This is a genomic window from Rhodobacter sp. 4.3.4, from assembly GCF_058724655.1.
Genome location: NZ_CM178967.1, coordinates 2,740,921 through 2,767,627, shown reverse-complemented (window position 1 = coordinate 2,767,627; position 26,707 = coordinate 2,740,921). Strand labels below are relative to the sequence as shown.

The following is a 26,707-nucleotide window of genomic DNA, read 5'->3' as shown; positions in this document are numbered from 1 at the left end:
CCTTTCGCCTTGCCCCTCCGCCGTCCCGTGCAGCCCCACTTTCTTGCGCGACGCCGTCGTGCTAGGCAAGGCCATGACACAAAGCCCCATCCCGACGAAGCAGCAGATCCTCGACTGGATCGCCGACAACCCCGATCAGGGGGCGAAACGCGATATCGCCAAGGCCTTCGGCCTGAAGGGCGCGGCGAAGATCGAGTTGAAGCGCCTTTTGAAAGAGCTGAGCGCCGAGGGCCAGATCACCCGGCGCAAGAGCCATTATCATGATCAGGCCAGCCTGCCGCCGGTGACGGTGCTCGAAATCCTGCCCGCCGATGGCATGGGCGATCTTTGGGCGCGGCCTTTGGAATGGGCCGGTCCCGGCGAGGCGCCGCGGATCGCCTTTCTGACCCGCCGCGACGATCCCGCCGTGGGGCCCGGTGAACGCGTGCTGGCGCGGATTGCGCAAGGCCCCGAAGGCCCCGAGGCGCGGCTCATTCGCAAGCTTGGCCAGGCGCGTCATCGCATCGTCGGCATCTTCCGCAAGGGGGCGGAAGGGGGGCGGATCACGCCCATCGACAAGGGCGAGATGAATGAATGGATCGTGCCGCCCGGGGCGACGAGTGATGCCCGCGACGGCGAATTGGTCGAGGCGGAACAATCGGGGCCGAAGGGCCGGATGGGCCTGCCGCGGGCGCGCATCGTCGAGCGGCTGGGCGATCCGACCGCGCCGCGGGCGGTGTCGCTGATCGCCATTCACCAGCACGGCATTCCCGACGATTTCCCCGATGAGGTGATCGCCGAGGCCGATGCCGAAATCCCCGCCGCTTTGGGCGACCGCGAAGACCTGACCGGCCTGCCTTTCGTCACCATCGACCCGGCCGATGCCCGCGACCGCGACGACGCCTGTTTCGTGGCCCCCGACGACGATCCGGCGAACCCGGGCGGGTTCCTTCTGTGGGTCGCCATTGCGGATGTTGCGCATTACGTCCGCCCGGGATCGGCGCTGGATCGCGAGGCGCGCAATCGCGGCAATTCCACCTATTTCCCCGACCGGGTGGTGCCGATGCTGCCCGACCGGCTGTCGGGCGATCTGTGTTCCTTGCACGAACATGTGCCGCGCGCGGTGCTGGCGGTGCGGATGAAGGTCTCCTCCGAGGGGCGCAAGATTGCGCATCGCTTCACCCGCGGCATCATCCGCTCGGTCGCCTCGCTCGAATATGCGCAGGTGCAGGCGGCACAGGATGGGCGCCCCGATGACAAGACCGCGCCCTTGGTCGCGGAGATCATCGCGCCGATCTACGCCTGTTACCGGGCGCAGACCCGGGCGCGGGCCCTGCGCCAGCCGCTGGAGCTTGACCTGCCCGAACGCCGGATCGAGATTGACGCGGCGGGCAAGGTCGCCTCGGTCAAGTTCAAGGAAAGGCTGGATGCGCACCGGCTGATCGAGGAATTCATGGTGCTGGCCAATGTCGCCGCGGCCGAGGAGCTGGAACGGCTGCGCCGCCCGCTGCTTTACCGCGTGCACGAGGAGCCCTCGCCCGAGAAAATCGATGCGCTGCGCGAGGTTGCGCAGGCTTCGGGGTTTTCGCTGGCGAAGGGGCAGGTGCTGAAGACCGCGCATCTGAACCGGCTTCTGAACGACGCCGAGGGCAGCGAGTTTGACGAGCTGATCAACATTTCCACCCTGCGCTCGATGACGCAGGCCTATTATGCGCCGCAGAATCTGGGGCATTTCGGGCTGGCGCTGCGGTCTTACGCGCATTTCACCAGTCCGATCCGGCGCTATTCCGACCTGATCGTGCATCGGGCGCTGATTGCCGGGCATGGCTGGGGCAAGGATGGGCTGAGCCGCGACGACATCGCCCAGCTGGAAGACACCGCGCAGCACATCTCCGAGACCGAACGGCGCTCGATGGCGGCGGAACGCGACACCACCGACCGCTATCTGGCGGCCTATCTGAGCGAGCGGGTGGGCAGCGAATTTACCGGGCGGATCAGCGGCGTGCAGAAATTCGGCGCCTTCGTGAAGCTGGATGAGACCGGGGCGGATGGTCTGGTGCCGATCCGATCCGTGGGGCGGGAATTCTTCCATTACGACCGCGAGGCGCAACAGCTGATCGGCGCCGACAGCGGCATCACGCTGGGCATCGGGCAACGGGTGCTGGTGCGGCTGGCCGAGGCCGTGCCGGTGACCGGCGGGCTGGAGCTGGAATTGCTGGAGCTCGAAGGTCAGGCGATGCCCGGCGCGGGCAGGGGCGGCAAGCGGCCGTTCCGTCCGGGGCGGAAATCCGTGGCCTTCAAGGCGAAGGAACGGGCGATTTCGCGTAAAGTGAAACGCACCCGCAAATAAGCGGCGAGCAACAAAAGGAAAGGGCCGGGGAAATCCCCGGCCCTTTGTCTTGTCAGACGGTTCAGCCGATCGCGACGGCTTTCACGTCTTCGTCCACATAGGGCAGATATTGCGCGAAGTTGTCGGCGAACATCTTCACCAGCTTCGCCGCCTGCGCGTCGAAGGCGGCCTTGTCGGCCCAGGTCTCGCGCGGGTTCAAGAGCTTGCTGTCCACGTCATGCACCGCGACCGGGACTTCGAAGCCGAAGTTCGGGTCCTTGCGGAACTCGACATCATGCAGCGAGCCGTCGAGCGCGGCGGTGAGCAGCGCGCGGGTGGCCTTGATCGGCATCCGCTTGCCCACGCCAAAGGCACCGCCGCTCCAGCCGGTGTTGACGAGCCAGCACGAGGCGCCATGTTCGGCGATCTTCGCGGCGAGCAGTTTGCCATAGACCTCGGGACGACGCGGCATGAAGGGCGCGCCAAAGCAGGTCGAGAAGGTCGGAACCGGCTCGACGATGCCCACTTCCGTCCCCGGCGTCTTCGAGGTGAAGCCCGAGAGGAAGTGATACATCGCCTGCGCGGGCGTCAGACGCGCGATCGGCGGCAGCACGCCGTAAGCGTCGCAGGTCAGCATGATCACGTTCTTCGGATGGCCACCGAGCGCGGTATCGGACGCGTTGCCGATATAGTGCAGCGGGTAAGCGCAGCGCATGTTTTCCGTCAGCGAGCTGTCGAAGAAGTCAAGTTCCAGCGTTTCCGGGTCGAAGACCATGTTTTCGACCACGGTGCCGAACATCGAGCAGGTGTTGTAGATGTCCGGTTCCGCTTCCTTCGAGAGGTTGATGGTCTTGGCGTAGCAGCCGCCCTCGAAGTTGAAGATGCCCTTTTCCGACCAGCCGTGTTCGTCATCGCCGATCAGCACGCGCGACGGGTCGGCCGAAAGCGTCGTCTTGCCGGTGCCCGACAGGCCGAAGAAGACGGCCGAGTCATCGGGGTTGTCGATCGCATGGTTGGCCGAGCAGTGCATCGCCATCACGCCCTTGCCGGGCAGGATGTAGTTCAGAAGGGTGAACACGCCCTTCTTGTTTTCACCGGCATAGGCGGTGTTGCCGATCAGGATCAGCTTCTTGTCGAAGTTGAGCGCGATCACCGTTTCCGAACGGCAGCCATGGCGTTCCGGGTCGGCCTTGAACGACGGGCAGTTGATGATCGTCCATTCCGGGTTGAACGTGTCCAGCTCTTCGCGGGCGGGGCGGCGCAGCATGGTGCGCAGGAAAAGCCCGTGCCAGGCCAGTTCGGCCACCAGACGCACATCGAGACGATGCGCCGGATCGGCACCGCCATAAAGATCCTCGACGACGAAATCCTTGCCCTTCATATGCGCCAGCATGTCGGCATGCAGCACGTCGAACTTGGCCGGATCCATCGGCTTGTTGTTTTCCCACCAGATCGTGTCTTCGACGCTGGCGGTGCGGACGACGAACTTGTCTTTCGGCGACCGGCCGGTGTGCTTGCCGGTCGAGCAGTAGAAAGCCCCGCCCTTGCCAAGCGTGCCTTCCCCGTTCTTGAGCGCCAGTTCGATGAGCGCGGGTTCCAGCAGGTTGTAATAGACGTTGCCGAGACCAGTGATGCCCTGATCTTCCAGCTTCTTCGCCGGGTTCACGCGTCCGATGCTCATGTTTCGCTCCCGTTGCCGCCCTGCGGCGCAGTGGTTCCTCGCGGCGCCCGTTACGGGCGGGCACCGATCCGCGCAAGATTGTTGCGGATGGCGCCCTATACCATGGGGCAATTGCGAAGGAACAGCAGGGTTTGTCGCAGCTAGCGCAAACAGAGCCGATTTAGCGCCATCATCGCGAAGAGGTGAGACAAATTAGTCAAACCTTCGCTTTTTTGCATTGAGATGATTCCCGCAGCGGGGGCGATTCGCACATCGCGGTTGATTCCGGGGGCCGGAAAGCGGACAATGGCGGCAATCATAATACAGGCAGTATGAGGTGCAGCACATGTCGAGGATCGCGCTGGTCGATGACGACCGCAACATTCTGACGTCGGTCTCGATGACGCTCGAGGCGGAGGGCTACGAGGTCGAGACCTATAATGACGGTCAGGCCGCGCTCGACGCGTTCAGCAAGCGGCTGCCCGACATGGCCGTGCTCGACATCAAGATGCCGCGGATGGACGGGATGGAACTGCTGCAGCGGCTGCGGCAGAAGACGACGATGCCGGTGATCTTCCTGACCTCGAAGGATGACGAGATCGACGAGGTTCTGGGCCTGCGCATGGGCGCCGACGATTACGTCAAGAAACCCTTCAGCCAGCGGCTTCTGGTCGAACGTATCCGGGCGCTTCTGCGCCGGCAGGAGGCGATCTCGACCGGCGAAGCGCCGGTGGCCGAAGATACCAAGGTGATCGTGCGCGGGTCCCTGTCCATGGACCCGTTGCGCCATTCGGTGACCTGGAAGGGCCGCGAGGTGACGCTGACGGTGACGGAATTCCTGCTGCTGCAGGCGCTGGCGATCCGGCCCGGCTTCGTGAAAAGCCGCGATCAGCTGATGGATGTCGCCTATGACGATCAGGTCTATGTCGACGATCGCACCATCGACAGCCATATCAAGCGGCTGCGCAAGAAGATGCGCACGGTGGATGACGATTTCTCGGCGATCGAGACGCTTTACGGCATCGGTTATCGTTACAACGAAGAATGACCATTGCCGGATTTCTTGCAGCAAGGCGGGGGGATGTGATCAAGGCCGCGAAATCCGAGACGGATGTGGTTCTGGGCGAGGACTGGGTCGCGCCCTCGGGCGCGGTCGATGAGGATCTGGCCCGGGGCCGGGAACGGCGCAGCTTCATTTCGCTGAACCACTCGCCGCTCGCGCGCAAGATCATCACCTTCAACCTGCTTGCCATGCTGGTCATGGTGGCGGGCGTGCTTTATCTGAACCCGTTCCGCGACAGCCTGGTGTTTCAGCGCGAAAGCGCCATCGTCAGCGAGGCCGAGCTGATCGCCGATGTCTTCGAGGCGCGGATGCCGCTGGCGGCGCCGGTCAATTTGGCGGCGGCTGACGGGATCGATGTCGTCGAGGTCATGCGCGGGATCGAACTGCCCGAGGGGACGACAGTCTATGTCTTTGATGCGGCTGGCAATCTGCTGGCGGATTCCGCCGCGGTCGGCACCGCGCCGCGCGAAAGGGTCGAGGGGCTCGGCATCGACACCCGCTCGACGCTGATCACCGATCTGCTCAACAGCGCCTGGGACTGGCTGACCCGGCTGGCCCATCGCAATCAGGCCTCGGCGGTGCCCGTCGATACCCGGGCGATGGCCGAGGCGCTGGTGCCGCAGGTCGCAGCCAGGCAGACGGTGATGGCGACGCGGCGCGACACCTCGGGGGCGACGATCTTTTCGGTGGCGACCGGGCTTTTCCAGAACGGCAGCCATGTCGGCACCGTGGCGATGACCTCGGCCGCGGGCGAGATCGACAAGCTTGTCCGGGTCGAGCGCGAACAGGTGTTGCAAATGTTCGTCGTGGCGATGATCGTCTCGATCGGGCTGTCGCTGGTGCTGGCCTCGACCATCGCCAACCCGCTTTCCGACCTGGCCGCCGCCGCCGAGATCGGCCGCGACCGGCAGTCTCGCATGGTGACGCCGGGCCGGGTCCGCATTCCCGACCTGACCGCCCGCCCCGACGAGATCGGGCGGCTTTCGGGGGCGCTGCGCGGCATGGTCACCGCACTTTATGACCGCATCGACGCGAATGAACAATTCGCCGCCGATGTGTCGCATGAGATCAAGAACCCGCTCGCCTCGCTGCGCTCGGCCGTGGCCTCGCTGCATGTGGTCAAGCGCGAGGATCAGCGCACCCGCCTGCTGGAGGTGATCGACCATGACGTGCGCCGCCTTGACCGGCTGGTGAGCGACATTTCGAACGCCTCGCGGCTCGACAGCGATCTGGTCAAGGAACAGGAAGAACCCTTCGACCTGTTGAAGATGCTTGCCAATCTGGGCGAGCATCTGGGCCGGGAAGCGGGAGAGAAGGGGGTCGAATTCATCACCGACCTGCCCGCGGAGCCGATCCGCATCACCGGCCTTGAAGCGCGTCTGGCACAGGTTTTCGTCAATCTGATCAGCAATGCGATCAGCTTCTGCGAAGAGGGCGACGCGGTGCGGGTCTGGGCGCGCAAGCGCGAGAACCGGGTGCTGGTGGTGGTCGAGGATACCGGGCCGGGGATTCCCGAACAGGCGCTGACCAAGGTCTTCAAGCGCTTCTATTCGCAACGTCCCGAGGGGCAGTTCGGCGATCATTCCGGCCTGGGGCTGGCGATCTCGAAACAGATCGTCGAGGCGCATGGCGGGGTGATCTGGGCCGAGAACATCCGCCCGACCGATGCCGACATCACCTCGGAGCCGCTGGGCGCCCGTTTCGTCGTCGGCCTGCCGGTCTGAGCCTTGGGCCCGCCGCTGCATGCCTCGGCGGTTGCGCTGACCCCCGATGCGGGGGTGCTGATCCTTGGTCCCTCGGGGGCGGGGAAATCGAGCCTCGCGCTGCGGCTGATGGCGCTTGGGGCGCGGCTTGTCGCCGATGACGGGGTGGCGCTGACGGTGCAGGCGGGGGCGCTGATCGCCCGCGCCCCCGCGCCGATCGCCGGTCTGATCGAGGCGCGCGGCGCCGGCATCCTGCGCGCCGAGGCGCTGGCGCAGGCGCGGATCGTGCTGGCGGTCGATCTGGGCCGCGACGAGACCGAAAGGCTGCCGCCCTCACGAGAGATTGCCTTCCTTGGTGTCACCCTGCCCCTTGTGCTGCGCCTGCAACATGGTCATCTTGAGGCGGTGATCCTGCAATGGCTGAAGGCCGGGAGAGCGATGTGAACGAACGCGCGGCAACCGAGACGGTGAACCGGCTGGTTCTTGTCACCGGCCCTTCGGGGGCGGGGCGCACCACCGCGATCGTGGCGCTCGAGGATCTGGGCTACGAGGCGATCAACAACCTGCCGCTCTCGCTGGTGCCGCGGCTGATCGACGGGCCGCTGACCCGGCCGATGGCGCTTGGCATCGATGTGCGCAACCGCGATTTCTCGGTCGCGGCGCTGATCGAGCTGATCGACTGGCTGACGCGCGAGTCGGGGCTGCTGCTTGAGGTGCTCTATCTGGACGCCACGCCCGAGGCGCTGATCCGGCGCTATTCCGAGACCCGGCGCCGCCATCCGCTGGCGCCGCAGGCGCAGCCGCTGTCGGGGATCGTGCAGGAATTCGACATGCTGGCGCCGATCCGCATGCGCGCCGATGTGCTGATCGACAGCTCGACGATGAGCCCGCATGATCTGCGCGCCGAGGTCGGGCGCTGGTTCGACATGGGGCAGATCTCGCGGCTGGCGATTTCGCTGCACAGTTTCAGCTACAAGCGCGGCGTGCCGCGCGGCCTCGACATGATGTTCGACTGCCGGTTTCTGGCGAATCCGCATTGGGTCGCGGAGTTGCGGCCGCTGACCGGGCTTGATCCGGCGGTGGCGGCGCATGTGCAGGGCGATGCCCGCTATCAACCCTTCATTCAGAAGGTGTGTGATCTACTGCTGTTTCAGCTTCCGGCACATCTGGACGAAGGCAAGGCCCATCTGGCCGTGGGCTTTGGATGTACCGGCGGGCAACACCGTTCGGTTGCCGTAACGGAAGCGGTGGCCAAGGCCCTTGCACAGGCGAACTGGCAAGTGTCTAAACGGCACAGGGAGCTGGAACGGCGGGCACAGGCCATGCCCACAGGGAAAGAGGCAGAGGGCGCGTGATCGGGATCGTGATCGTGGCACATGGGGGTTTGGCGCGGGAATATCTCGCGGCGGTCGAACATGTCGTCGGCCCTCAGGAGGGCATCCGTGCCATCACCATAGAAGACGACCATGACCGGGCGGCGAAACAGGCCGAGATCCGCGCCGCCGCCGATGCGGTCGACAGCGGTGCCGGGGTTGTCGTCGTCACCGACATGTTCGGCGGCTCGCCCTCGAACCTGAGCCTGATGGCCTGCGAGGCTGGCGGGCGCGAGATCATCTATGGTGCCAATCTGCCCTTGCTGATAAAGCTCGCCAAATCGCGCTCTTTGGGCGTGCATGCGGCGGTCGAAGCCTCGCTGGATGCCGGTCGCAAATATATCAATTGCTATTCGACGGGCGGAGCCTCGGCCAAGTGAGTGTCAGCAAGGTCTTGAAGATCGTGAACGAAAAGGGCCTGCATGCGCGGGCCTCGGCGCGGTTCGTGGAAGTGGTCGAGGCGCATGACGCCAGCGCCGAGGTCGAAAAGGACGGGATGAAGGTCTCGGGCGATTCGATCATGGGGCTGCTGATGCTGGCCGCCTCGCGCGGGACCACGATCGAGGTCACGACCTTCGGCCCCGAGGCCGAGAAATTGTCCGGGGCGCTGGCGGCGCTGGTGGCCGACCGCTTCGGCGAAGAGATGTGAGCCGCAAGGCAAGAAGGGAAGTGTCGTGACCGACAGCCAACCCGTCGACCGCATGTTGGTCGAACAAAAACCCTATGATATCAAGCGGCTGTCCTATGCGGGGACATTCACCAACCCGTGGAAGGCGAATACGATCCGCACCATCGAATGGCTGACGGCGAAATGGACGCTGTTGCAGCTGATCCGCAAGTTCGAGCGTCGCGGCGCGCCGGTGGGTCAGCCGTTCTGGCCGCAGGCGCTGGAGATCATGGGGATCGAGGTGCAGACCCCCGCCGCCGAAATCGCCCGCATCCCCGCGACCGGGCCGCTCGTCGTCGTCGCGAACCACCCGCACGGGCTGGTTGACGGCATGGTGCTGGCCTGGCTGATCGGGCAGGTGCGGACCGATTACAAGATCCTGACCCGCTCGCTGCTGACCGGCATTCCCGAGATCGAGGAATTCATGCTGCCGGTGCCCTTCCCGCATGAGCCGAATGCGCAGGAGGAAAGCCTGAAGATGCGGGCCGAATGCATGGCGCAGCTGAAACGCGGCGGCGTGATCGTGCTGTTTCCGGCGGGCGCGGTGGCGCATTCGAAGACCTATTTCGGCCCGGCGATCGAGGGCGAATGGAACCCGTTCACCGCGAAGATGCTGGCGCGCTCGGGCGCGTCGGTGCTGCCGATCTATTTCCCCGGCAAGAATTCGCGCGCCTATCAGATCGCCAACAAGCTGGGCGCGACGCCGCGGCAGGGGCTTTTGCTGCATGAGATCAAGCGCGCGCTGTTCAAGCCGCAATCGCCGGTGATCGGGCAGCCGAAGACCGCCGCCGAAATCGCCGAGGCGCTGAAACATCCGCGCCAGTTCCTCGCCGATCTGCGCGCCGAGACCCTGGCGCTGCGGCACTGAGGCCGCAGCTGCGCGCGGCGCGCAAATGGGCGCTCAGGGCGCGCGGCTGACCAGCAGCTTGTCGATCCGCCGCCCGTCCAGGTCCACCACCTCGATGCGCAGCCCGTAAAGGGTGAAGACGGCGCCGACCTCGGGCAGCTGGCCGGTCTCGTCCAGCACCAGCCCGGCCACGGTCTGATAATCGCGCCCCTCGCGCAGCGGGAAGCCGAAGGCATCGGCGAACTCGTCGGCCGGCATCCAGCCCGCCACCAGAACCGAACCATCGGCGCGGGTGACCATCTTCGGCTCCTCGGGCTCGCCGGGGTCGTGGAAATCGCCGGTGATCGCCTCGAGCAGGTCCATCGGCGTCACGATGCCCTCGAAATGGCCGTATTCGTCAAAGACCAGCACCATATGCGCCGGGGCGCTGCGCAGGGTTTCGACCACGTCCAGCGCCGACATGCCGTCACGCACCACCGGCGCGGAGAGGATCAGCGCGCGCAGATCCGCCGCCTCGGCGCGGGGGCGGTGATCGAGAAAATCGCGCGAGGACAGCACGCCGATGATGTCATCGGGGCCGCCGTCGCGCACCGGCAGGCGGGAATGGCGGGTCTCGCGGAAGCGCTTGACGATGGCGGCGGGGCTGTCGGTGATGTCGACCAGATCGACCTCGTGGCGCGGCGTCATCATGCCGCGGGCGGTGCGGTCGGCAATCCGCATCACCCCGGCGATCATCTCGGTCTCGGCCTCTTCCATCACGCCCGCGGTCTGCGCCTCGGCCAGCACCATCTTGACCTCTTCGTCGGTCATGTTGCTGTCGGCCGCGCCCGATTGGCCCAGCATCAGCAGCACCAGTCGCCCGGAAATGTCGAGCAGCCAGACCACCGGCGCCGCGACCACGGCAATCAGCTGCAACAGCGGTGCGATCCGCACCGCCACCGCCTCGGGCCGGCGCAGCGCGATCTGTTTCGGCACCAGCTCGCCAAAGACAAGTGAGGCATAGGTGATCGCCACCACGACGCCGCCCACGCCTAGGGTGTCGGCAAGGCTGGGCGAAAGCCCCTGCACCACAAGCCAGTTCGAGAGCCGCTCGCCCAAAGTCGCGCCGGAAAACGCGCCCGAGAGCACGCCCACCGCGGTGATGCCGATCTGCACCGAGGACAGGAACCGCCCCGGTTCCTCGGCCAGCCGCATCGCGATGCGGGCGCCGCGGCTGCCGCGGTCGGCGAGCAGTTTCAGCCGCGCCTGCCGCGAGGAGACGATGGCAAGTTCCGACATGGCAAGCACGCCATTGACGAGGGTCAAAAGCAGGACGATGGCGATTTCAAGAAACATCGGGGGATCCGGGCATCAGGGAAAGGCGGCGGGAAAAGGGCAGGGCGGCCGCACTCGGCGGCGCAACGGGGGCATCGGCAGGCATGATGCCCAGAGGTAGGGGCCTCCGGGCCGCCGCACAAGTCCCATCGTTTCAGGCAGCGCGGCAGACCCGCGACGGCATCGGCGCCCGGGGTCTTGCGCTTTCGCTCCGCGACACCTAGATTGAAGACGTTCCGCAAGGGACTATGGGTGTAGACGGGCCAACTAGGCTGGATCGGACGGGGGTGCGAATCCCCCCACCTCCACCAATCTTCCCGGGCTAACGGGACTGCGGGGGTGAATTAGGGTCGACGAACGGTTGAACGGGTACTTGCATCTCGGTTGGACGCAGCCGTTATCTGCTCAAATGTACAGTTGCCAACGACAACCGTGCTCCGGTGGCTCTGGCTGCGTAAGCAGCTCGGGTACCGAAACCTAAAGTCCTTACGCTTAGCCGCTTAAGGCGGGGCTCGCAGGTGCCTGGCAACAGAAACCTGCACTTTCCCTTTCCGCCCGGTCCCCGCCCCGGAACAGCGCTTTCCCGCTGTTCTTGCCCCCTTTTCTTGCACGCCAAATCCCCTATGCTGGGCCGAAAGGAAAGGCGGCCCGATGACCCGTTCGATCGATTATGGCACCCTCATGCACCGCGCGATGCGCGGGCTGATCCAGAGCGTCCTGACCGAGGTGGCCGAGCATGGCCTGCCCGGGGCGCATCATTTCTTCATCACCTTCGACACCCGCGCGCCGAAGGTGGAGATGGCGGACTGGCTCAAGGCCCGTTACCCGGAAGAAATGACCATCGTGATCCAGCACTGGTTCGAAAACCTTGTCGTCACCGACGAGGGCTTTTCGATCACGCTGAACTTCGGCAACCAGCCCGAGCCGCTGGTGATCCCCTTCGATGCCGTGCTCACCTTCGTCGACCCTTCGGTCGAATTCGGCCTGCGCTTCGAATCGCAAGACAGCGACGAGGAGGACGAGGACGACGAGGATGAGGACGCGCCGCAGGGCGAACCGGAAAAGCCCCGGGTCGAAGCCGAAGTGGTCAGTCTCGACAAATTCCGCAAATGAGACCCGAGTGATGTTCAGCTTCCTCAAACCGAAAGTCACCACCACCCTCACCGCGCATCTGCCGACCTGCCTTCTGGCCGAGGACCGCGCCCTGCGCTACGACGCCCCGGTGCAGAAATGGCTTGCCGCCGAGGGCTTCGGCAGCGTCACTTCGGGCAAGTCCTCGGTGAATGCCGAAGGGCGCGGCACCGCCTCGCAGATCGTTTTCACCGTGACCGGGCTGGATGCCAAAGTTCTGGACCGGCTGGTGGCGCATTTCGACAGTCTCGGCTCGCCCAAGGGGTCTTGGTTCACCGATGCCGAGGGCAAGGAGCTGCGTCGCTTCGGCACCACCGAGGTCGTGGTGCTGGAGCTGGACCCGGCCGTCCTGCCCGCGGGCCAGTCGGCCGCGCAGGTCGCCGCCACGCTGATGGGCCCGATCGAGGAGCGCGTCAGCTCCGCCGGGCGGCTGCAGGGCACCGGCACCTATCCGAATGCGGTCGAGCTTTACTTCCACTGCCGCTCGCCGCGGATCGTCGAGACCGCGCTGGCCGAGCTTCTGGCGCATCATCCGCTGTGCCGCAACGCCCGCGTCTACCGGATGTCGGTTGACGCCTGAGGGCGGTATACCTCCGCATGCTGATTGCAAAAAATGTCCCGCCGTCCTATGACGCGCGGGACATTTCGCATCACGGAGGCCCACGATGACCGCGACCAATTCTGCGACCAGAACGGAAACCGACAGCTTCGGCCCGCTCGAAGTTCCCGCCGACAAATATTGGGGCGCGCAGACGCAGCGCTCGATCCAGAATTTCCCGATCGGCTGGGAACGCCAGCCCAAACCGATCATCCGCGCGCTGGGCGTGATCAAGAAGGCCGCCGCGCTGGTGAACAAGGCGCAGGGCGATCTGGACCCGGCTTTGGCCGATGCCATCGCCGCCGCCGCGACCGAGGTGATCGAGGGCAAGTTCGATGACAATTTCCCGCTGGTGGTCTGGCAGACCGGCTCGGGCACGCAGTCGAACATGAACGCGAACGAGGTGATCTCGAACCGCGCGATTGAAATGCTGGGCGGCGTGATGGGCTCGAAAAAGCCGGTGCACCCGAATGACCATGTGAACATGGGGCAAAGCTCGAACGACACTTTCCCGACCGCGATGCATGTGGCGATTGCCTGCCATGCGCGCGACGTGCTGATCCCGGGGCTGGAGAAGCTGTCGAAGGCGCTTTGGGCGAAGTCGGAAGAGTTCAAGGATATCATCAAGATCGGCCGCACCCATACGCAGGATGCGACGCCCTTGACGCTGGGTCAGGAATTCTCGGGCTATGCGACCCAGGTCGACCGCGGCATCGAACGGGTGAAACTCGCCCTGCCGCATATCTACGAGCTGGCGCAGGGCGGCACCGCCGTCGGCACCGGGCTGAACACCCGTGTCGGCTGGGATACCCGGATCGCGGCGCAGATCGCCGAGATCACCGGCCTGCCTTTCGTCACCGCGCCGAACAAGTTCGAGGCGCTGGCCGCGCATGACGCGATGGTGTTCTTCTCGGGCGCCTTGAAGACCGTGGCGGCGAGCCTCTTCAAGATCGCCAATGACATGCGCCTGCTCGGCTCGGGCCCGCGCTCGGGTCTGGGCGAGCTGATCCTGCCGGAAAACGAACCGGGGTCGTCGATCATGCCGGGCAAGGTCAACCCGACGCAGGCGGAAGCTCTGACGATGGTTTGCGCCCATGTCATGGGCAATGATGCCGCCATCGGCTTTGCGGGCTCGCAGGGCCATTTCGAGCTCAACGTCTACAACCCGATGATGAGCTACAACGTTCTGCAATCGATGCAGCTGCTGGGCGACAGCGCCAGCGCCTTCACCGACAACATGGTGGTGGGCACGCAGGCGAACGTGGCGCGGATCGACAAGCTGATGAAGGAAAGCCTGATGCTGGTGACGGCGCTGGCGCCGACCATCGGCTATGACGCCGCGACCAAGGTGGCGAAGACCGCGCACAAGAACGGCACCACCCTGCGCGAGGAAGCGATTGCGCTGGGCTATGTCGATGGCGAGACCTTTGATCGCGTCGTGCGCCCGGAAGACATGATCAGCCCGAAAGGCTGAGGCGAAAGGCGGGAACCGGCGCGTCCGGTTCCCGTTCCCTCAACTGCGCTCGAGGTTCATCGCGATCAGATCGCGGACCTGGGCGGCATGGGTCACGGGCAGCATATGCCCGCCGCCCGGGATGCAGGCCACCCCCACATCGGAAAGCCGCGCCGCGATCGCCTCGCAGACCGGGGGGACGATGTCCGGGCTTTGATCGCCATGCAGGATCATCACCGGCGCGTCGATCGTCTCGATCCCCTCGGGACGCCAGATCTGCCCCGGATCTTCGAAATTCGCCGCCGAAATATTGCCCACCATCGGCATCTGCGCGGCAAAGCGGGCGCGATGATGCGCGGGCAGATCCTCCCAGGGCACGCCCGCGCCCCAGGCCCCCATGAAGCCGCGGGCGGCGGCCTCGTGATCGCCCGCGGCGATCAGCGCTTCGAAATGATCCTGATGCCCGCGCAGCGTGACCCAGTCCGGGCTGCCCTCGACGGCGCGGAACAACACCGGCTCGATCAGCGTCAGGGATCGGATGGCTTCCGGCGCCGCCACCGCCAGCCGCAGCGCCACCGAGGCGCCGAAACTGTGGCCGACCAGATCGAGCGGCCGGTCGATGAAACTGGCCGCGATCTGCGTCACCAGCCGCTGGAACGCGCCCGGCTCTGCCGCTTCGGCCGACCAGTCGGCCGATTGCCCATGCCCCGGCTGATCGAAACTCGTCGCGGTGACAGTTGCGCCCAAGGGCTCCAGCACCGGCCCCCAAAGGCTGGAATTGCCAAGCGTGCAGTGAATGGCCAGCATCGGCCGCGGCCCGGCTCCGAAGCTTTGCCAGAAGGTCTCGTGGCCCTGCCGGATGTCTTTGGGCATCAGAGCCTCCCCAGATGTGCGTCGAGGAAATCAAGCCGATCCTGGCCCCAGAAGCGCTGGTCGGTTTCGCGCACGATATAGAAGGGGGCGCCGAAGACGCCGCGCTCGACCGCTTCCTCAAGGTTCCGCTCATAGGCCATCGCGCCGGTGAAGAGCCCGGTGGTGACAAGGTTCGGGTCAAAGCCGGTCTCGGAGAGCTTTTCGCGCAGCACGTCATCTTCGCCGATGTTGCGATCTTCGACCCAAAGCGCGCGCAGGATCGCCCGCACCAGCGCGCCGACATCGCCGTCGCCCCCCTTCGCCGCCTCGGCTTGCGCCGCGATCACGGCATAGGACCCCGGCGCCGCATTCGGCGGATAGATCCTGGGCTTCGGGATCATCTCCATGCCCAGATGCTGCGCCCACCGCGTCAGCTCCTGATCGCGATAGGCCATCCGCGACGGATGCCGCACTGCTGGCCGCACGCCGCCGGTGCGGTCAAAAAGCGCCAGCAGGTCCAGCGGCTTGTAGGTGACGGTGGCGCCATGTGTCGCCGCGATCCGTTCCAGCCGGTCGCCCGCCAGATAGGTCCAGGGGCTGAACACCGAAAAAAAGTAATCAATATGTGCCATGTTATCGCTCCCCCGGCTTGCAAGGTTTGCGGGCAGGCTAGCCCGGTGCTAAGGCAGGCGCAATCCGCCGAATCCGCTGCTGCCGCAGCGGCAAGAAAGGAACTGCCATGGCTGCGATGACCGAACCGAAGCTCATTTCCGGCAATGCGAACAGGCCGCTGGCGCAGGCGATTGCGCGGCGGATGTCGATGCATCGCGGCATGTCGGTGGGGCTGGTCGATGCCCGCGTCGAGCGCTTCAACGATCAGGAAATCTTCGTCGAGGTCTATGAGAACGTCCGCGGCGAGGACATGTACATCATCCAGCCGACCTCCAATCCGGCGAATGACAACCTGATGGAACTGCTGATCATGACCGATGCGCTCAAGCGCTCCTCGGCCGATCGGATCACCGCCGTCATCCCCTATTTCGGCTATGCCCGCCAGGATCGCCGCGCCAAGGCCCGGACGCCGATTTCGGCGAAGCTGGTGGCGAACCTGCTGACGGAAGCCGGGGTGAACCGGGTGCTGACGCTGGATCTGCACGCGACGCAGATCCAGGGTTTCTTCGACATCCCGGTGGACAACCTTTATGCCGCCCCGGTCTTTGCCCTTGATATCCTGCATAATTTCAAAGGCGCGCGGGATGATCTGATGGTGATTTCGCCCGACGTGGGCGGCGTGGCGCGGGCGCGGGAACTGGCCAAGCGGATCGGGGCACCGCTCGCCATCGTCGACAAGCGCCGCGAAAAGGCGGGCGAGGTCGCGGGGATGACGGTGATCGGTGAGGTCACCGGCAAGAAATGCATCATCGTCGATGACATCTGCGACACCGCGGGCACGCTGTGCAAGGCGGCCGAGACGCTGATGGAGGCGGGCGCAACCGAGGTGCATGCCTATATCACCCATGGCGTGCTTTCGGGTCCGGCGGTGCAGCGGGTGGAGAATTCGGTGATGAAATCGCTGGTCATCACCGATTCGATCGACCCCACCGAAGAGGTGAAGAACGCCCGCAATATCCGCATCGTGCCGACCGCGCCGATGTTCGCGCAGGCGATCCTGAACACCTGGTCGGGCACGTCGGTGTCGTCTCTGTTCGAGACCGACACGCTGGTGCCGATCTACGAGGGGCTTTATTCGACGCTGTAACCGCTGGACAGGTCGCGGAAATTCGACAAGGCTCGGGTCATGCTGATCCGGGCCTTTCTGCTTTTCTGTCTGAGTGCCGCGCCTGCCGCCGCCGATTGCGTGGTGCTGCTGCATGGGTTGGCGCGCAGCCCGCGCTCGCTTTTTGTGCTGGAAGAAGTCCTGCAGGCGCGGGGCAAGCGGGTGGTGAACCTTGGCTATCCGTCGACCGAGGAGACGGTGGCGCAGCTGGCGGACCGGATCGAGGCGGGCTTTGCCGCCTGCGGGCCGGGGCGGGTCGATGTGGTGACGCATTCGATGGGCGGCATCCTGCTGCAGATCTGGGCCAAGCGCGGGGAAAACGCCAAGCGCATCCACCGCGCGGTGATGCTGGCGCCGCCGAATGGCGGCTCGGAGATCGTCGATACCTTCCGTGATCAGGCCTGGTTTGGCTGGATGAACGGCCCGGCGGGGCTGGTCCTTGGCACCGCTGCGACGGATGCGCCCGCGCGCCTGCCCGTGCCGCGGTTCGATTTTGCGGTGATCGCGGGCTCGGACAGCCTGAACCCGATCACCTCCTGGCTGATCCCCGGACCGGATGATGGCAAGGTCTCGGTCGCAAGCGCCAAACAAGCGGGGATGAAGGATTTTCTGGTGCTGCCAGTGACCCACACCTGGATGATGGATGATCCAAGGGTGATCGTCGAAGTGCTGGCATTTCTGGACACGGGCGAGTTCGAGCCGGTGCCGGGCTGGGGCGCGGCCTTGCGGCGGCTCGCGGCGCCTTGAGCCGGGCAGGGGGGCGCTGCCCCCCTCTTGCCTGCGGCAATTCACCCCCCGGGATATTTGCCGCAAGGTGAAAGGGCAAAAGGCTTTGCTTTTCTTAGGGCAAATACGCCACGGGGGGGCGGGGGTGTGAAACCCCCGCTGCCGCGGTCAGAGAATGCGGTTCACATGGCCCATCTTGCGACCGGGCTTGGCCTCGGCCTTGCCGTAAAGATGGATCTGCGTGTTCTTCGCGCGGGCCAGTTCCGGCACGCGGTCCACATCGTCGCCGATCAGGTTCAGCATCTCGACATCGGCATAGCGCCCGCCATCGCCCAAGGGCCAGCCCGCCACCGCGCGGATGTGCTGTTCGAACTGATCGACGGCGCAGCCCGCCTGCGTCCAATGCCCGGAATTATGCACCCGCGGCGCGATCTCGTTCACCAGCAGGCCCGCGGGCGTCACGAAAAGCTCGACCCCCAGCACGCCGACATAATCGAGCGAATTGAGGATCCGCGCCGCGATCAGCACCGCATCCGAGCGCAGGGCAGGGGGGATGCGGGCGGGCACGGTCGTCGTGTGCAGGATGCCCGATTTGTGCACGTTCTCGCCCGGATCGAAACAGGCAATCGCGCCGTCCAGCCCGCGCGCGGCGATCACCGAAATCTCCGCGCTGAAATCGACGAAGCCTTCCAGAACGGCGGTCGCCCCGCCCATCGCGGCCAAAGCCTCGGGCGCGTCGGCGGCGGTCATGACCCGTGCCTGGCCCTTGCCGTCATAGCCCAGCCGCGTCGTCTTCAGGATCGCGGGCGTGCCGATCTGTGCCATCGCCGCCTCAAGGCTGGCGGCATCGGTCACCTCGGCCCAGGGCGCGGTGGCAAGGCCGATGCCATTCAGGAACGACTTTTCGAGGATGCGGTCCTGCGAGGTGGCCAGCGCCTTGCGCCCCGGCCGGATGGGCCGCAGGCTTTCCAGAAGATCCAGCGCCGAGGTCGGGATGTTCTCGAATTCATAGGTGATGACATCGACCGCTTCGGCAAAGGCGCGCAGCGCGGCTTCGTCGTCATAGGAGGCGGTGAAGACCCGGTCCGCGACTTGACCCGCGGGCGGATTGGCGCCGGGTTCGAAGATCGCGCATGTCAGACCAAGCCGCGAGGCCGCGACCGAGAGCATCCGCCCCAGCTGTCCGCCGCCCAGAATGCCGATCGTGGCGCCCGGTTTCAGCATCTCACTCATCGGCGGGCTCGTCGGGGATCGAGGCGGAAAGCGCCTCGCGCCAGGCATCGAGCCGGGCGGCCAGCGCGGGGTCTTGCAGCGCCAGAATGCCCGCCGCCATCAGCCCGGCATTGGCCGCGCCCGCGGCGCCAATCGCCATCGTGGCGACGGGAAAGCCCTTCGGCATCTGCACGATCGAATAAAGACTGTCGACGCCCGCCAGCGCCTTCGTTTGCACCGGCACGCCGACCACCGGCACCCGGGTCTTCGAGGCCATCATGCCCGGCAGATGCGCAGCCCCTCCGGCGCCCGCGATGATCACCTGCAACCCGCGCTCCACCGCGGTCTTGCCATAGGCCCAGAGCCGGTCCGGGGTGCGATGCGCCGAGACGATCTTTTTCTCGTAAGCCACGCCGAGTTCATCCAGAATCGCCGCCGCCTCGCGCAGGGTCGCCCAGTCGGACTGGCTGCCCATGATGATTCCCACTTTCACGCCCATTCGGCCCCCCCTTTTGGTGGCGGCACTATAGGCAGAAGGACTGCCGGGGCAAGGGTTCGGGGCGGTCTCAGGCGATGATGTCGGGGGTGAGCCGGTCTTCGATCCGGGCGATCTGGTCTTTCAGCGCCAGTTTCTGCTTCTTCAGCCGCACCAGCCGCAGCTGATCGGGGTGGGCGGCGTTGACCAGCGCGGAAATCGCCTCGTCCAGATCGCGGTGTTCGCGGCGCAGCACCTCCAGCTTGACGCGCAGCACATCATCCGGGTTCATCTCGATCGGGCTGTCGGTATGGGCATTCATGGCATGGTCCGATCACGGGTTGAGACAGAGAGACGGAGCCGAGCCGCCGACTCGCCCCGCCTTTTTGCGATCCTATCAAATCCGGGGCCTTTGCGGGAAATTTCCTGACTGCGACGCGCCGCCGCCCCCTTGCACCCGTGGCGGCGCTGCCCATATCCTGTGCATGGGACTGCCGCGGCTGCGGGGTCCCCATGCAACGTCGCTTACCAAAGGGCTTGCCAATGACGAAACTGAGCTTCGGCGCACATCCCTATCTGCTGGGCTTCGACCAGCTGGAGCGCCTTGTCGAACGGACCGCAAAATCCGGGTCCGACGCCTATCCGCCCTACAATATCGAGCAATCGGGGCCTGACGAATTCCGCATCACCCTGGCGGTGGCGGGCTTTGCCGAGGCCGATCTGGCGATCACCATGGAAGACCGCGCCCTGGTCATCCGCGGCCGTCAGGCCGATGACGGGTCCGAGCGCATCTTCCTGCACCGCGGCATCGCCGCCCGCGCCTTTCAGCGCAGCTTCGTGCTGGCCGATGGCGTCGAAGTGTCGGGGGCCGCGCTGGAAAATGGCCTGTTGCACGTCGAGCTGAAACGGGCGCAGCCCGAGCCGGTGGTGCAGACGATTCCGATCCGCAAACATAAGGGGGCATGATGACGTATAAAGCTGACTTCGACCACGCCGCGGGCGAGCGTATCGTCTATGTCCGGCCGGTGCCGGTGACCGAAATCCCGGCCGAGATCCGCGACCGGATCGGCCATATCGAGCACATGTATGCGCTGCACAACAGCAATGGCGAGCGGCTGGCGCTGGTGAAGGACCGCGAGATGGCCTTCGTGCTGGCGCGGCAAAACGAGATCACCGCGGTCAGCGTGCACTGACACCGTGCGACATTCTCGCGACAGGAGCGGCAGGGATTTCCCTGCCGTTTTCATTTCGGGCGGGTCAAAGCAGAACGCCCCGGGGTTTCCCGGGGCGTTGCGCAGCTCTGCCGAACGGCTCAGGCCTTGATCAGGCCCATCGACTCGAGCTTCAGGATCACCTGATGCGCGCAGTGATCGACATCGACGCCGGTGGTGTCGACGGCCAGTTCCGGGCTTGCGGGCGCTTCATAAGGGTCGGAAATGCCGGTGAATTCCTTGATCTTGCCTTCACGGGCCAGCTTGTAAAGCCCCTTGCGGTCGCGGCGTTCGCATTCCTCGAGCGCGGTCGCCACATGCACTTCGACGAAGGCGCCATAGGCCTCGATCATCTCGCGCACGGCGCGGCGGGTCGCGGTATAGGGCGCGATCGGCGCGCAGATCGCGATGCCGCCGTTCTTGGTGATTTCCGACGCCACATAGCCGATGCGCTTGATGTTGATGTCGCGGTGTTCTTTGCTGAAGCCCAGTTCCGACGACAGATGCTTGCGCACCACATCGCCGTCGAGCAGCGTCACCGGACGCCCGCCCATCTCCATCAGCTTGACCATCAGCGCATTGGCGATCGTCGACTTGCCCGAGCCCGACAGGCCGGTGAAGAAGACGGTGAAGCCCTGTTTCGCCCGCGCGGGCGAGGTGCGGCGCAGTTCCGACACCACCTGCGGGAAGCTGAACCATTCCGGGATATCCAGGCCCTCGCGCAGCCGGCGGCGCAGCTCGGTGCCCGAGATATCCAGCACGGTGCAGCCTTCGGGCACTTCGTTCGCCGGGTAATATTGCGCCTTTTCCTGCACATAGACCATGTGCTTGAAATCGACCATGGTGACGCCGATTTCCGCCTCATATTGCTTGAACAGCGTCTGCGCGTCATAGGGGCCGTAGAAATCGACGCCCTGGCTGTTCTTGCCGGGGCCGGCGTGATCGCGGCCGACGATGAAATGGGTGACGCCGTGGTTCTTGCGGATCAGCCCGTGCCAGACCGCCTCGCGCGGGCCCGCCATGCGCATCGCCAGGTTCAGAAGGCTCATCGTGGTGGTCGATTGCGGGTATTGGTCCAGCACCGCCTCATAGCAGCGCACCCGGGTGAAGTGATCGACATCGCCCGGTTTCGTCATGCCGACGACGGGGTGGATCAGCAGGTTCGCCATCGCCTCGCGGGCGGCGCGGAAGGTCAGTTCCTGATGCGCGCGGTGCAGCGGGTTGCGGGTCTGGAAGGCGACGATCTTCTGCCAGCCAAGCTTGCGGAAATAGGCGCGCAGCTCGTTCGGGGTGTCGCGGCGGGCCTTGAAGTCGTAATGCACCGGCTGCTGGATGCCGGTGATCGGCCCGCCCAGATAGACCGCGCCCGCGGTGTTGTGCAGGTAGTTCACCGCCGGATGGGCCAGATCGTCGGCGCCGAAGACCTTTTCGGCCTCGCGCGCCTTGTTCGGCACCCATTTGTCGGTGACCGACAGGATCGCAAGGATCACCCCTTCCTGATCGCGCAGCGCGATGTCCTGCCCCGGCGCGATGGTTTCGGCGAATTTCTCGTTCACGTCGAGCGTGATCGGCATCGGCCAAAGCGTGCCATCGGCCAGACGCATGTTGTCGACGACGCCCTCGTAATCGGCTTCGCTCAGGAAGCCCTTGAGCGGGAAGAAACCGCCGTTCATCAGCAGCTCAAGGTCGCAGATCTGCCGCGGCGTCAGATCCCAGGACGGCAGGTTGCCCGCCTCGATCTTCAGCTTCTGCGCGGATTCATGCGAGACATAAAGCTCCGGAATGGGAGCGAGATTGGGAAGAGTCATCGTTTGACCTGTTTTTCGAGGGCTGACCGCCGCGCCACACCGGCGCCTTGCCGCGGATTTGCCCGCAAACAGGGGTTTTTTCAAGCTAAAGCCGGGTGGAGCCGGTGAAAGAAGGCGGTTTTGGTGCGTTTGCGCCGAATGCCGGAACGAAGTTTCTGCAAACTGCGTCAATCCACGCCGTTTGTTGCGGTTCGAAGCGGTGCTATCGTGTCCCGAAGTTTGCTTTGAGGGGAAGTCATGGGTCTGAAATCAAGTCTGACGCCTATCATCGCCGGTTGGGTGTGGATCTCCGGTTGTGAGTACGGCATCAATCAGGTCTGGCTGAAAAGCCAGTGGGAAGAGTACTACAGCACGCTCGGGATGAGCTATCCCGGCGACATGATGAAATGGGCGGTCTGGTGTCTCGTCTTCGCGCTGGCGATGCGGATGCTGGTCTCGCGTTTCAACGTGCTGGCGGCGGGGATCGTCTCGTGGGTCTTGGTGGTCGGCCTGTCGCTGCTGGCGCTGTGGAACCATGCGCCGATGCCGATGGAAATGTTCCAGCTCTACGGCCCGGCCAGCTTTGCCGAAACGCTCTCGGCGGCTCTGCTGATCGCGATGGTCGCGGGGATTGCAGAGTCGATCAAGCGCTCGCAGATCCGCGCCAAGGAAAAGGCCGCGGAGAAACTGAAGGCCAAGGCCGTCGCGGCCTGAGGTCTGTCACAGTCTGAAACGGGCCGCCTTCGGGCGGCCCTTTTCGTTGCGCCTCAGCCCTGTTCGGCCAGCCAGCGCTCGGCATCAAGCGCCGCCATGCAGCCCATCCCCGCCGAGGTGATCGCCTGCCGATAGGTGTGATCGGTCAGATCGCCCGCGGCGAAAACGCCCGGAATGCCGGTGCGGGTGCTGCCCGGTTCCACCTTCACATAGCCGCCGTGATGCAGCTCAAGCTGGTCCTTGACCAGATCCGAGGCGGGCGCATGGCCGATGGCGACGAAGAAGCCGTGGCAGGGGATTTCGCGCTCGGCCCCGGTCTGCACGTCCTTGATGCGGCAGCCGGTGACGCCCAAAGGCGCCTCGGTGCCCAGCACCTCCTCGACCGTGGCATTCCAGATCACCTCGATCTTCGGGTTCTTCTTCAGCCGCTCGATCAGGATCTTTTCAGCGCGGAAACTGTCGCGGCGGTGGATGATGGTGACCTTGGAGGCGAAATTGGTCAGGAACATCGCCTCCTCGACCGCGGCATTGCCGCCGCCGACCACCACGACCTCCTTGCCGCGATAGAAAAACCCGTCGCAGGTGGCGCAGGCCGAGACGCCGAAGCCCTGGAATTTCTGCTCGGACGGCAGGCCAAGCCAGCGCGCCTGCGCCCCGGTGGCAAGGATCACCGTGTCCGCGGTATAGACCTTGCCCGAGTCGCCCGTCGCGACAAAGGGCCGGGAGCCCAGATCCAGCTTCACGATGATGTCGGTGACGATCTCGGCGCCCATCGCGCGGGCATGCTCTTCCATCTGCACCATCAGCTCGGGGCCCTGCACCTCGGTGCGGCCGGGCCAGTTTTCCACCTCGGTGGTGATCGTCAGCTGCCCGCCCGGCTGCATCCCCTGCACGAGGATCGGCTTGAGCATCGCGCGCGAGGCATAGACCGCGGCCGTATAGCCGGCCGGTCCCGACCCGATGATCAGAACCTTCGTATGCGTCGTGTCGCTCATGCCGGACCTCCTGTTGTGACGTTGCTCATATAAGCGGCAGACGCGTCCGGGAAAACCCCCGCATGGCTGCGCTGTGTCGCACCCGGGGCTTTCCCGGGCGATTGCGCTTGCGCCCGAAAGGGCGAAACAATATTGCGCAGCTTGGCGCTGGAATATAAGGTTTGCGCAGCCAAGGAGGTTCGGCATGGGCACGAGCAAGCTCGACGAGATCGACCGGAAGATTCTGGCCGAGCTGCAGGCGGATGGCCGGATGACGAACGTCGAACTGGCCAAGCGCGTCGGCATCTCGGCGCCGCCCTGTTTGCGGCGGGTGCGCACGCTGGAAGAGGCGGGCTATATCCGCGGCTATCACGCCGATGTGAACCCGCGCGAGCTGGGCTTCGAGGTCCAGGTCTTCGCCATGGTGCGGCTGCACAGCCAGGCGGAGACGGATCTGAGCGCCTTTGAGCGCCGTTGCCAGGCCTGGCCGCTGGTGCGTGAATGCCACATGCTGAACGGCGAGATCGACTTCGTGCTGAAATGCGCGGCGCCGGATCTGAGCACGTTCCAGAATTTCCTGACCGGGCAGCTGACCGCGGCCGAGAATGTGGCCAGCGTGAAGACCTCGCTTGTCATCCGCTGCGCCAAGGATGAACCCGGCGTGCCTTTCGACGTGCTTGAAGAGCGGCTCGCCAAAAACGCCTGAGCGATCGGCCAAGCGGGGCAGGGGGGCTCGCTCAAGGGGCTTACGCGGCGCCACTGGCGCCATGGTCCCCCTTCTGCGGGACACCCCCCGAGGTATTTATGGCAAGATGAAAGGCCATGTATTCATCTTGCCATAAATATCCCGGGGGTCCGGGGGCAGCGCCCCCGGCCTTGCCCTCAGATCTCGCCCGCGCGCACCAGATCGATCATCGCCTGACCCTTGCGCGCGTCTTCCAGCGTCCAGAGGAAAGCTTCGCCATCGCGGATGTGGCGGACAAAGGCCTCGACCTGCAGCAGATATTGGTTCACCCCGGGGAAGCGGTGCGTCTCGGCGCTGTTTGGCCCATGCAGCGTCACCTCGGCCTGATCGAAGATCCCGGCGTTGAACGGGGCCGAGAGGGTGATCCGGCCGGTCTCGCCCTGAAAGGTCACCTCCTGGCGCGGGAAAAGCCGGGTCGAGGTCAATGCGGCAAAGCTGAACGCGCCGCCCGGGCCTGCCATCTCGCCCCAGACCTGGGCAAAGGTGTCGACGCCGTTTTCGCGCTTGATCCGCGACGCGAGCCGCACCGGCTCGGCGCGGGCGGCAAAGCGGATTGCGGAATAGGCATAGACGCCGATATCGGGGATCGAGCCGCCGCCGGTCTCGGCGCGGTTGCGGATGTTCGCGGGGTCGGGGTTGTCGAAGGTGAAGGCCACATCGGCATGTTTCAGCCGCCCGATCCTGCCCGCGTCGAGCCAGTGGCGCACCAGCTGCCATTGCGGGTGATGCACGATCATATAGGCCTCGGCGGCGCATCTGCCCGCGGCATCGCGGGCGGCGATCAGCGGGTCGATCTCCGCCGCCGTCAGCGCCAGCGGCTTTTCGATCAGCACATGCTTGCCCGCCTGAAGCGCCTTGATCCCCCATTCCACGTGCAGGTGATTGGGCAGGGGAATGTAGACCGCCTCAACGCCCGGATCGGCCAGCAGCGCCTCGTAGCTCTCATGCAGGGTCAGATCGGGGGCGAAAGCGGTGAAAGCCGCGGCCTTGGCGGGCGAGGAGGTCGCCAGCGCCGCCAGACGCGCGCCCCGCGCCGCATGGAGCGCAGGCCCCATCCGACGCGCCGCGAAATCCGAGCCGCCGAGAATTCCGAAATTGACTGGCTGCATGCGCGCCTCCCTTTGGCCCCAAGCTAGCGCGCGGGACCGGGGCGGGCAACGTCAGCCCGGCAGGCTCATGCCCTTTTCCTTGGCGAGCGCCTTCATCCGGCCCTGCAGCTTTTCGAACGCCCGGACCTCGATCTGCCGGATCCGCTCGCGGCTGACATCATATTGCGCCGAAAGCTCTTCCAGCGTCACCGGCTCGTCACGCAGCCGCCGCGCCATCAGGATGTCGCGTTCGCGCTCGTTCAGCACATCCATCGCGGCGACCAGCATCGCGCGCCGCGCCTGCAATTCGTCGGCTTCGGCATAGGCCTCGGCCTGATCGGCATCCTCGTCTTCCAGCCAGTCCTGCCATTGCGTGGCGCTTTCGCCATCGCTGGCGCCCACCTGCGCGTTCAAGGACGCATCCGATCCGGCCAGACGGCGGTTCATCTCGATCACGTCATCTTCGCTGACGTTCAGGTCATGCGCGATCTTCGCCACCGCATCGGGGCGCAGATCGCCCTCCTCGAAGGCGCCGATCTTCGATTTCGCCTTGCGCAGGTTGAAGAACAGCTTCTTTTGCGCCGAGGTGGTGCCCAGTTTCACCAGCGACCACGAGCGCAGGATATATTCCTGGATCGCGGCGCGGATCCACCACATCGCATAGGTCGCCAGCCGGAAGCCGCGTTCCGGGTCGAAGCGTTTCACCGCCTGCATCAGGCCCACGTTCGCTTCGGAAATCACCTCGGCCTGCGGCAGGCCGTAGCCGCGATAGCCCATGGCGATCTTCGCCGCCAGACGCAGGTGCGAGGTCACCAGCCGATGCGCCGCCTTCGGATCCTGATGGTCGACCCAGGCCTTGGCCAGCATGTATTCCTCTTCCGGTTCCAGAAGCGGAAACTTGCGGATTTCCTGCAGATAGCGGTTCAACCCCTGTTCGGGGCTGGGGGCGGGCAGGTTGGCATAGCTCGACATCGGTTCAGTCTCCCTTCGGGCCCCAAATGGGGAAGCAGGCCTGCCCCTGCAAGGGGA

The 26,707-nt window shown here is 65.2% G+C and carries 28 protein-coding genes and 1 other RNA gene; 18 read left to right on the top strand and 11 right to left on the bottom strand.

Annotated elements, in window-relative coordinates:
- Nucleotides 1-73 precede the first annotated feature (73 nt).
- Entirely contained in the window at nt 74-2,329 is a 2,256-nt protein-coding gene (gene rnr, locus AC4PTB_RS13635; protein ID WP_492190465.1) for a ribonuclease R, read from the top strand.
- Nucleotides 2,330-2,390: 61 nt separating this feature from the next.
- On the opposite strand, the gene AC4PTB_RS13630 is transcribed toward rnr, so the two are convergent.
- The gene (locus AC4PTB_RS13630) at nt 2,391-3,989 is read right to left on the bottom strand and encodes a phosphoenolpyruvate carboxykinase (RefSeq protein WP_492190464.1); all 1,599 of its coding nucleotides are present in this window, start codon (nt 3,987-3,989) and stop codon (nt 2,391-2,393) included.
- A 325-nt stretch (nt 3,990-4,314) separates the two neighbouring features.
- On the opposite strand from AC4PTB_RS13630, the gene AC4PTB_RS13625 reads away from it, so the two are divergent.
- The 7 genes from AC4PTB_RS13625 to AC4PTB_RS13595 are packed head-to-tail and all read left to right on the top strand — an operon-like array spanning nt 4,315 to nt 9,642.
- Nucleotides 4,315-5,016: a response regulator transcription factor gene (locus AC4PTB_RS13625; RefSeq protein ID WP_013068543.1), complete on the top strand. Its 702-nt coding sequence runs from the start codon at nt 4,315-4,317 to the stop codon at nt 5,014-5,016.
- Complete coding sequence (locus tag AC4PTB_RS13620) at nt 5,013-6,755, top strand: stimulus-sensing domain-containing protein (RefSeq protein WP_492190463.1); 1,743 nt, start codon at nt 5,013-5,015, stop codon at nt 6,753-6,755. Before AC4PTB_RS13625 ends, AC4PTB_RS13620 begins: the two co-directional genes overlap by 4 nt.
- A 3-nt stretch (nt 6,756-6,758) precedes the next feature.
- Nucleotides 6,759-7,178 (top strand): HPr kinase/phosphorylase, encoded by a 420-nt coding sequence (locus tag AC4PTB_RS13615; protein ID WP_492190462.1) that lies wholly within the window; start codon nt 6,759-6,761, stop codon nt 7,176-7,178.
- The gene (gene rapZ, locus AC4PTB_RS13610) at nt 7,151-8,089 is read left to right on the top strand and encodes an RNase adapter RapZ (protein WP_492190461.1); all 939 of its coding nucleotides are present in this window, start codon (nt 7,151-7,153) and stop codon (nt 8,087-8,089) included. Before AC4PTB_RS13615 ends, rapZ begins: the two co-directional genes overlap by 28 nt.
- Nucleotides 8,086-8,487, top strand: coding sequence for a PTS sugar transporter subunit IIA (locus tag AC4PTB_RS13605; protein WP_013068539.1), 402 nt, complete (start codon nt 8,086-8,088; stop codon nt 8,485-8,487). The genes rapZ and AC4PTB_RS13605 overlap by 4 nt, the downstream gene beginning before the upstream one ends.
- The gene (locus AC4PTB_RS13600; protein ID WP_492190460.1) at nt 8,484-8,756 is read left to right on the top strand and encodes an HPr family phosphocarrier protein; all 273 of its coding nucleotides are present in this window, start codon (nt 8,484-8,486) and stop codon (nt 8,754-8,756) included. Before AC4PTB_RS13605 ends, AC4PTB_RS13600 begins: the two co-directional genes overlap by 4 nt.
- Before the next feature lie 25 nt (nt 8,757-8,781).
- Complete coding sequence (locus tag AC4PTB_RS13595) at nt 8,782-9,642, top strand: 1-acyl-sn-glycerol-3-phosphate acyltransferase (protein ID WP_492190459.1); 861 nt, start codon at nt 8,782-8,784, stop codon at nt 9,640-9,642.
- Between the two features lie 33 nt (nt 9,643-9,675).
- Here the strand turns inward: AC4PTB_RS13595 and AC4PTB_RS13590 are convergent, their stop codons facing one another.
- Nucleotides 9,676-10,956 (bottom strand): hemolysin family protein, encoded by a 1,281-nt coding sequence (locus AC4PTB_RS13590; protein WP_492190458.1) that lies wholly within the window; start codon nt 10,954-10,956, stop codon nt 9,676-9,678.
- 173 nt (nt 10,957-11,129) lie between these two features.
- Between AC4PTB_RS13590 and ssrA the strand changes: the two genes are divergently transcribed.
- From ssrA to fumC, 4 genes are all read left to right on the top strand, one after another.
- Nucleotides 11,130-11,478: a transfer-messenger RNA gene (gene ssrA / locus AC4PTB_RS13585) on the top strand.
- A gap of 108 nt (nt 11,479-11,586) precedes the next feature.
- Nucleotides 11,587-12,048, top strand: a complete 462-nt coding sequence (locus tag AC4PTB_RS13580; protein WP_492190457.1) for an SspB family protein — start codon at nt 11,587-11,589, stop codon at nt 12,046-12,048.
- A 10-nt stretch (nt 12,049-12,058) separates the two neighbouring features.
- Nucleotides 12,059-12,646 (top strand): hypothetical protein, encoded by a 588-nt coding sequence (locus AC4PTB_RS13575; protein WP_492190456.1) that lies wholly within the window; start codon nt 12,059-12,061, stop codon nt 12,644-12,646.
- 85 nt (nt 12,647-12,731) lie between these two features.
- Complete coding sequence (fumC, locus tag AC4PTB_RS13570) at nt 12,732-14,138, top strand: class II fumarate hydratase (protein ID WP_492190455.1); 1,407 nt, start codon at nt 12,732-12,734, stop codon at nt 14,136-14,138.
- 39 nt (nt 14,139-14,177) lie between these two features.
- On the opposite strand, the gene AC4PTB_RS13565 is transcribed toward fumC, so the two are convergent.
- Both AC4PTB_RS13565 and AC4PTB_RS13560 read right to left on the bottom strand, forming a co-directional pair.
- On the bottom strand, nt 14,178-14,990 hold the full coding sequence (locus AC4PTB_RS13565; RefSeq protein ID WP_492190454.1) for an alpha/beta fold hydrolase: 813 nt from the start codon (nt 14,988-14,990) through the stop codon (nt 14,178-14,180).
- Entirely contained in the window at nt 14,990-15,601 is a 612-nt protein-coding gene (locus AC4PTB_RS13560; RefSeq protein WP_492190453.1) for a 2-hydroxychromene-2-carboxylate isomerase, read from the bottom strand. Before AC4PTB_RS13560 ends, AC4PTB_RS13565 begins: the two co-directional genes overlap by 1 nt.
- A 107-nt stretch (nt 15,602-15,708) precedes the next feature.
- Between AC4PTB_RS13560 and AC4PTB_RS13555 the strand changes: the two genes are divergently transcribed.
- Both AC4PTB_RS13555 and AC4PTB_RS13550 read left to right on the top strand, forming a co-directional pair.
- Nucleotides 15,709-16,728: a ribose-phosphate pyrophosphokinase gene (locus AC4PTB_RS13555; protein WP_492190452.1), complete on the top strand. Its 1,020-nt coding sequence runs from the start codon at nt 15,709-15,711 to the stop codon at nt 16,726-16,728.
- Nucleotides 16,729-16,767: 39 nt separating this feature from the next.
- On the top strand, nt 16,768-17,493 hold the full coding sequence (locus AC4PTB_RS13550; RefSeq protein WP_492190451.1) for an alpha/beta fold hydrolase: 726 nt from the start codon (nt 16,768-16,770) through the stop codon (nt 17,491-17,493).
- A 147-nt stretch (nt 17,494-17,640) separates the two neighbouring features.
- Here AC4PTB_RS13550 and AC4PTB_RS13545 read toward each other — a convergent pair whose 3' ends face one another.
- The 3 genes from AC4PTB_RS13545 to AC4PTB_RS13535 all read right to left on the bottom strand — a co-directional run bounded on the left by AC4PTB_RS13545 (nt 17,641) and on the right by AC4PTB_RS13535 (nt 19,481).
- Nucleotides 17,641-18,705, bottom strand: coding sequence for a 5-(carboxyamino)imidazole ribonucleotide synthase (locus AC4PTB_RS13545; RefSeq protein ID WP_492190450.1), 1,065 nt, complete (start codon nt 18,703-18,705; stop codon nt 17,641-17,643).
- Nucleotides 18,698-19,183, bottom strand: coding sequence for a 5-(carboxyamino)imidazole ribonucleotide mutase (gene purE, locus AC4PTB_RS13540; protein WP_492190449.1), 486 nt, complete (start codon nt 19,181-19,183; stop codon nt 18,698-18,700). Before purE ends, AC4PTB_RS13545 begins: the two co-directional genes overlap by 8 nt.
- A gap of 67 nt (nt 19,184-19,250) precedes the next feature.
- Complete coding sequence (locus AC4PTB_RS13535; protein ID WP_492190448.1) at nt 19,251-19,481, bottom strand: YdcH family protein; 231 nt, start codon at nt 19,479-19,481, stop codon at nt 19,251-19,253.
- 221 nt (nt 19,482-19,702) lie between these two features.
- Here AC4PTB_RS13535 and AC4PTB_RS13530 point away from each other — a divergent pair, with 221 nt between their 5' ends.
- Nucleotides 19,703-20,125: an Hsp20 family protein gene (locus AC4PTB_RS13530; protein WP_492190447.1), complete on the top strand. Its 423-nt coding sequence runs from the start codon at nt 19,703-19,705 to the stop codon at nt 20,123-20,125.
- Nucleotides 20,125-20,352 (top strand): DUF1150 domain-containing protein, encoded by a 228-nt coding sequence (locus AC4PTB_RS13525; RefSeq protein ID WP_492190446.1) that lies wholly within the window; start codon nt 20,125-20,127, stop codon nt 20,350-20,352. The genes AC4PTB_RS13530 and AC4PTB_RS13525 overlap by 1 nt, the downstream gene beginning before the upstream one ends.
- Before the next feature lie 119 nt (nt 20,353-20,471).
- Here AC4PTB_RS13525 and AC4PTB_RS13520 read toward each other — a convergent pair whose 3' ends face one another.
- Nucleotides 20,472-22,178, bottom strand: a complete 1,707-nt coding sequence (locus AC4PTB_RS13520; protein WP_492190445.1) for a bifunctional sulfate adenylyltransferase/adenylylsulfate kinase — start codon at nt 22,176-22,178, stop codon at nt 20,472-20,474.
- Nucleotides 22,179-22,415: 237 nt separating this feature from the next.
- On the opposite strand from AC4PTB_RS13520, the gene AC4PTB_RS13515 reads away from it, so the two are divergent.
- Nucleotides 22,416-22,871, top strand: a complete 456-nt coding sequence (locus AC4PTB_RS13515; RefSeq protein ID WP_492190444.1) for a hypothetical protein — start codon at nt 22,416-22,418, stop codon at nt 22,869-22,871.
- Nucleotides 22,872-22,924: 53 nt separating this feature from the next.
- Here the strand turns inward: AC4PTB_RS13515 and trxB are convergent, their stop codons facing one another.
- Nucleotides 22,925-23,866, bottom strand: a complete 942-nt coding sequence (gene trxB, locus AC4PTB_RS13510) for a thioredoxin-disulfide reductase (RefSeq protein WP_492190443.1) — start codon at nt 23,864-23,866, stop codon at nt 22,925-22,927.
- Nucleotides 23,867-24,050: 184 nt separating this feature from the next.
- Between trxB and AC4PTB_RS13505 the strand changes: the two genes are divergently transcribed.
- A complete protein-coding gene (locus AC4PTB_RS13505; protein ID WP_492190442.1) occupies nt 24,051-24,551 on the top strand; it encodes an Lrp/AsnC family transcriptional regulator in 501 nt (166 codons plus the stop codon).
- Between the two features lie 176 nt (nt 24,552-24,727).
- On the opposite strand, the gene AC4PTB_RS13500 is transcribed toward AC4PTB_RS13505, so the two are convergent.
- Nucleotides 24,728-25,699, bottom strand: a complete 972-nt coding sequence (locus AC4PTB_RS13500; protein WP_492190441.1) for a Gfo/Idh/MocA family protein — start codon at nt 25,697-25,699, stop codon at nt 24,728-24,730.
- 51 nt (nt 25,700-25,750) lie between these two features.
- The gene (gene rpoH, locus AC4PTB_RS13495) at nt 25,751-26,650 is read right to left on the bottom strand and encodes an RNA polymerase sigma factor RpoH (RefSeq protein ID WP_492190440.1); all 900 of its coding nucleotides are present in this window, start codon (nt 26,648-26,650) and stop codon (nt 25,751-25,753) included.
- Between the last annotated feature and the right edge of the window lie 57 nt (nt 26,651-26,707).

Coding starts and splice junctions, on each gene's coding strand:
- AC4PTB_RS13530 (WP_492190447.1), top strand. CDS start 19,703: ATGACGAAACTGAGCTTCGGCGCACATCCCTATCTGCTGGGCTTCGAC.
- fumC (WP_492190455.1), top strand. CDS start 12,732: ATGACCGCGACCAATTCTGCGACCAGAACGGAAACCGACAGCTTCGGC.
- AC4PTB_RS13630 (WP_492190464.1), bottom strand. CDS start 3,989: ATGAGCATCGGACGCGTGAACCCGGCGAAGAAGCTGGAAGATCAGGGC.
- AC4PTB_RS13525 (WP_492190446.1), top strand. CDS start 20,125: ATGACGTATAAAGCTGACTTCGACCACGCCGCGGGCGAGCGTATCGTC.
- rnr (WP_492190465.1), top strand. CDS start 74: ATGACACAAAGCCCCATCCCGACGAAGCAGCAGATCCTCGACTGGATC.
- AC4PTB_RS13625 (WP_013068543.1), top strand. CDS start 4,315: ATGTCGAGGATCGCGCTGGTCGATGACGACCGCAACATTCTGACGTCG.
- AC4PTB_RS13620 (WP_492190463.1), top strand. CDS start 5,013: ATGACCATTGCCGGATTTCTTGCAGCAAGGCGGGGGGATGTGATCAAG.
- AC4PTB_RS13590 (WP_492190458.1), bottom strand. CDS start 10,956: ATGTTTCTTGAAATCGCCATCGTCCTGCTTTTGACCCTCGTCAATGGC.
- AC4PTB_RS13560 (WP_492190453.1), bottom strand. CDS start 15,601: ATGGCACATATTGATTACTTTTTTTCGGTGTTCAGCCCCTGGACCTAT.
- AC4PTB_RS13565 (WP_492190454.1), bottom strand. CDS start 14,990: ATGCCCAAAGACATCCGGCAGGGCCACGAGACCTTCTGGCAAAGCTTC.
- AC4PTB_RS13535 (WP_492190448.1), bottom strand. CDS start 19,481: ATGAATGCCCATACCGACAGCCCGATCGAGATGAACCCGGATGATGTG.
- AC4PTB_RS13580 (WP_492190457.1), top strand. CDS start 11,587: ATGACCCGTTCGATCGATTATGGCACCCTCATGCACCGCGCGATGCGC.
- AC4PTB_RS13550 (WP_492190451.1), top strand. CDS start 16,768: ATGCTGATCCGGGCCTTTCTGCTTTTCTGTCTGAGTGCCGCGCCTGCC.
- rpoH (WP_492190440.1), bottom strand. CDS start 26,650: ATGTCGAGCTATGCCAACCTGCCCGCCCCCAGCCCCGAACAGGGGTTG.
- AC4PTB_RS13515 (WP_492190444.1), top strand. CDS start 22,416: ATGGGTCTGAAATCAAGTCTGACGCCTATCATCGCCGGTTGGGTGTGG.
- trxB (WP_492190443.1), bottom strand. CDS start 23,866: ATGAGCGACACGACGCATACGAAGGTTCTGATCATCGGGTCGGGACCG.
- AC4PTB_RS13505 (WP_492190442.1), top strand. CDS start 24,051: ATGGGCACGAGCAAGCTCGACGAGATCGACCGGAAGATTCTGGCCGAG.
- AC4PTB_RS13575 (WP_492190456.1), top strand. CDS start 12,059: ATGTTCAGCTTCCTCAAACCGAAAGTCACCACCACCCTCACCGCGCAT.
- AC4PTB_RS13500 (WP_492190441.1), bottom strand. CDS start 25,699: ATGCAGCCAGTCAATTTCGGAATTCTCGGCGGCTCGGATTTCGCGGCG.
- purE (WP_492190449.1), bottom strand. CDS start 19,183: ATGGGCGTGAAAGTGGGAATCATCATGGGCAGCCAGTCCGACTGGGCG.
- rapZ (WP_492190461.1), top strand. CDS start 7,151: ATGGCTGAAGGCCGGGAGAGCGATGTGAACGAACGCGCGGCAACCGAG.
- AC4PTB_RS13555 (WP_492190452.1), top strand. CDS start 15,709: ATGGCTGCGATGACCGAACCGAAGCTCATTTCCGGCAATGCGAACAGG.
- AC4PTB_RS13520 (WP_492190445.1), bottom strand. CDS start 22,178: ATGACTCTTCCCAATCTCGCTCCCATTCCGGAGCTTTATGTCTCGCAT.
- AC4PTB_RS13545 (WP_492190450.1), bottom strand. CDS start 18,705: ATGAGTGAGATGCTGAAACCGGGCGCCACGATCGGCATTCTGGGCGGC.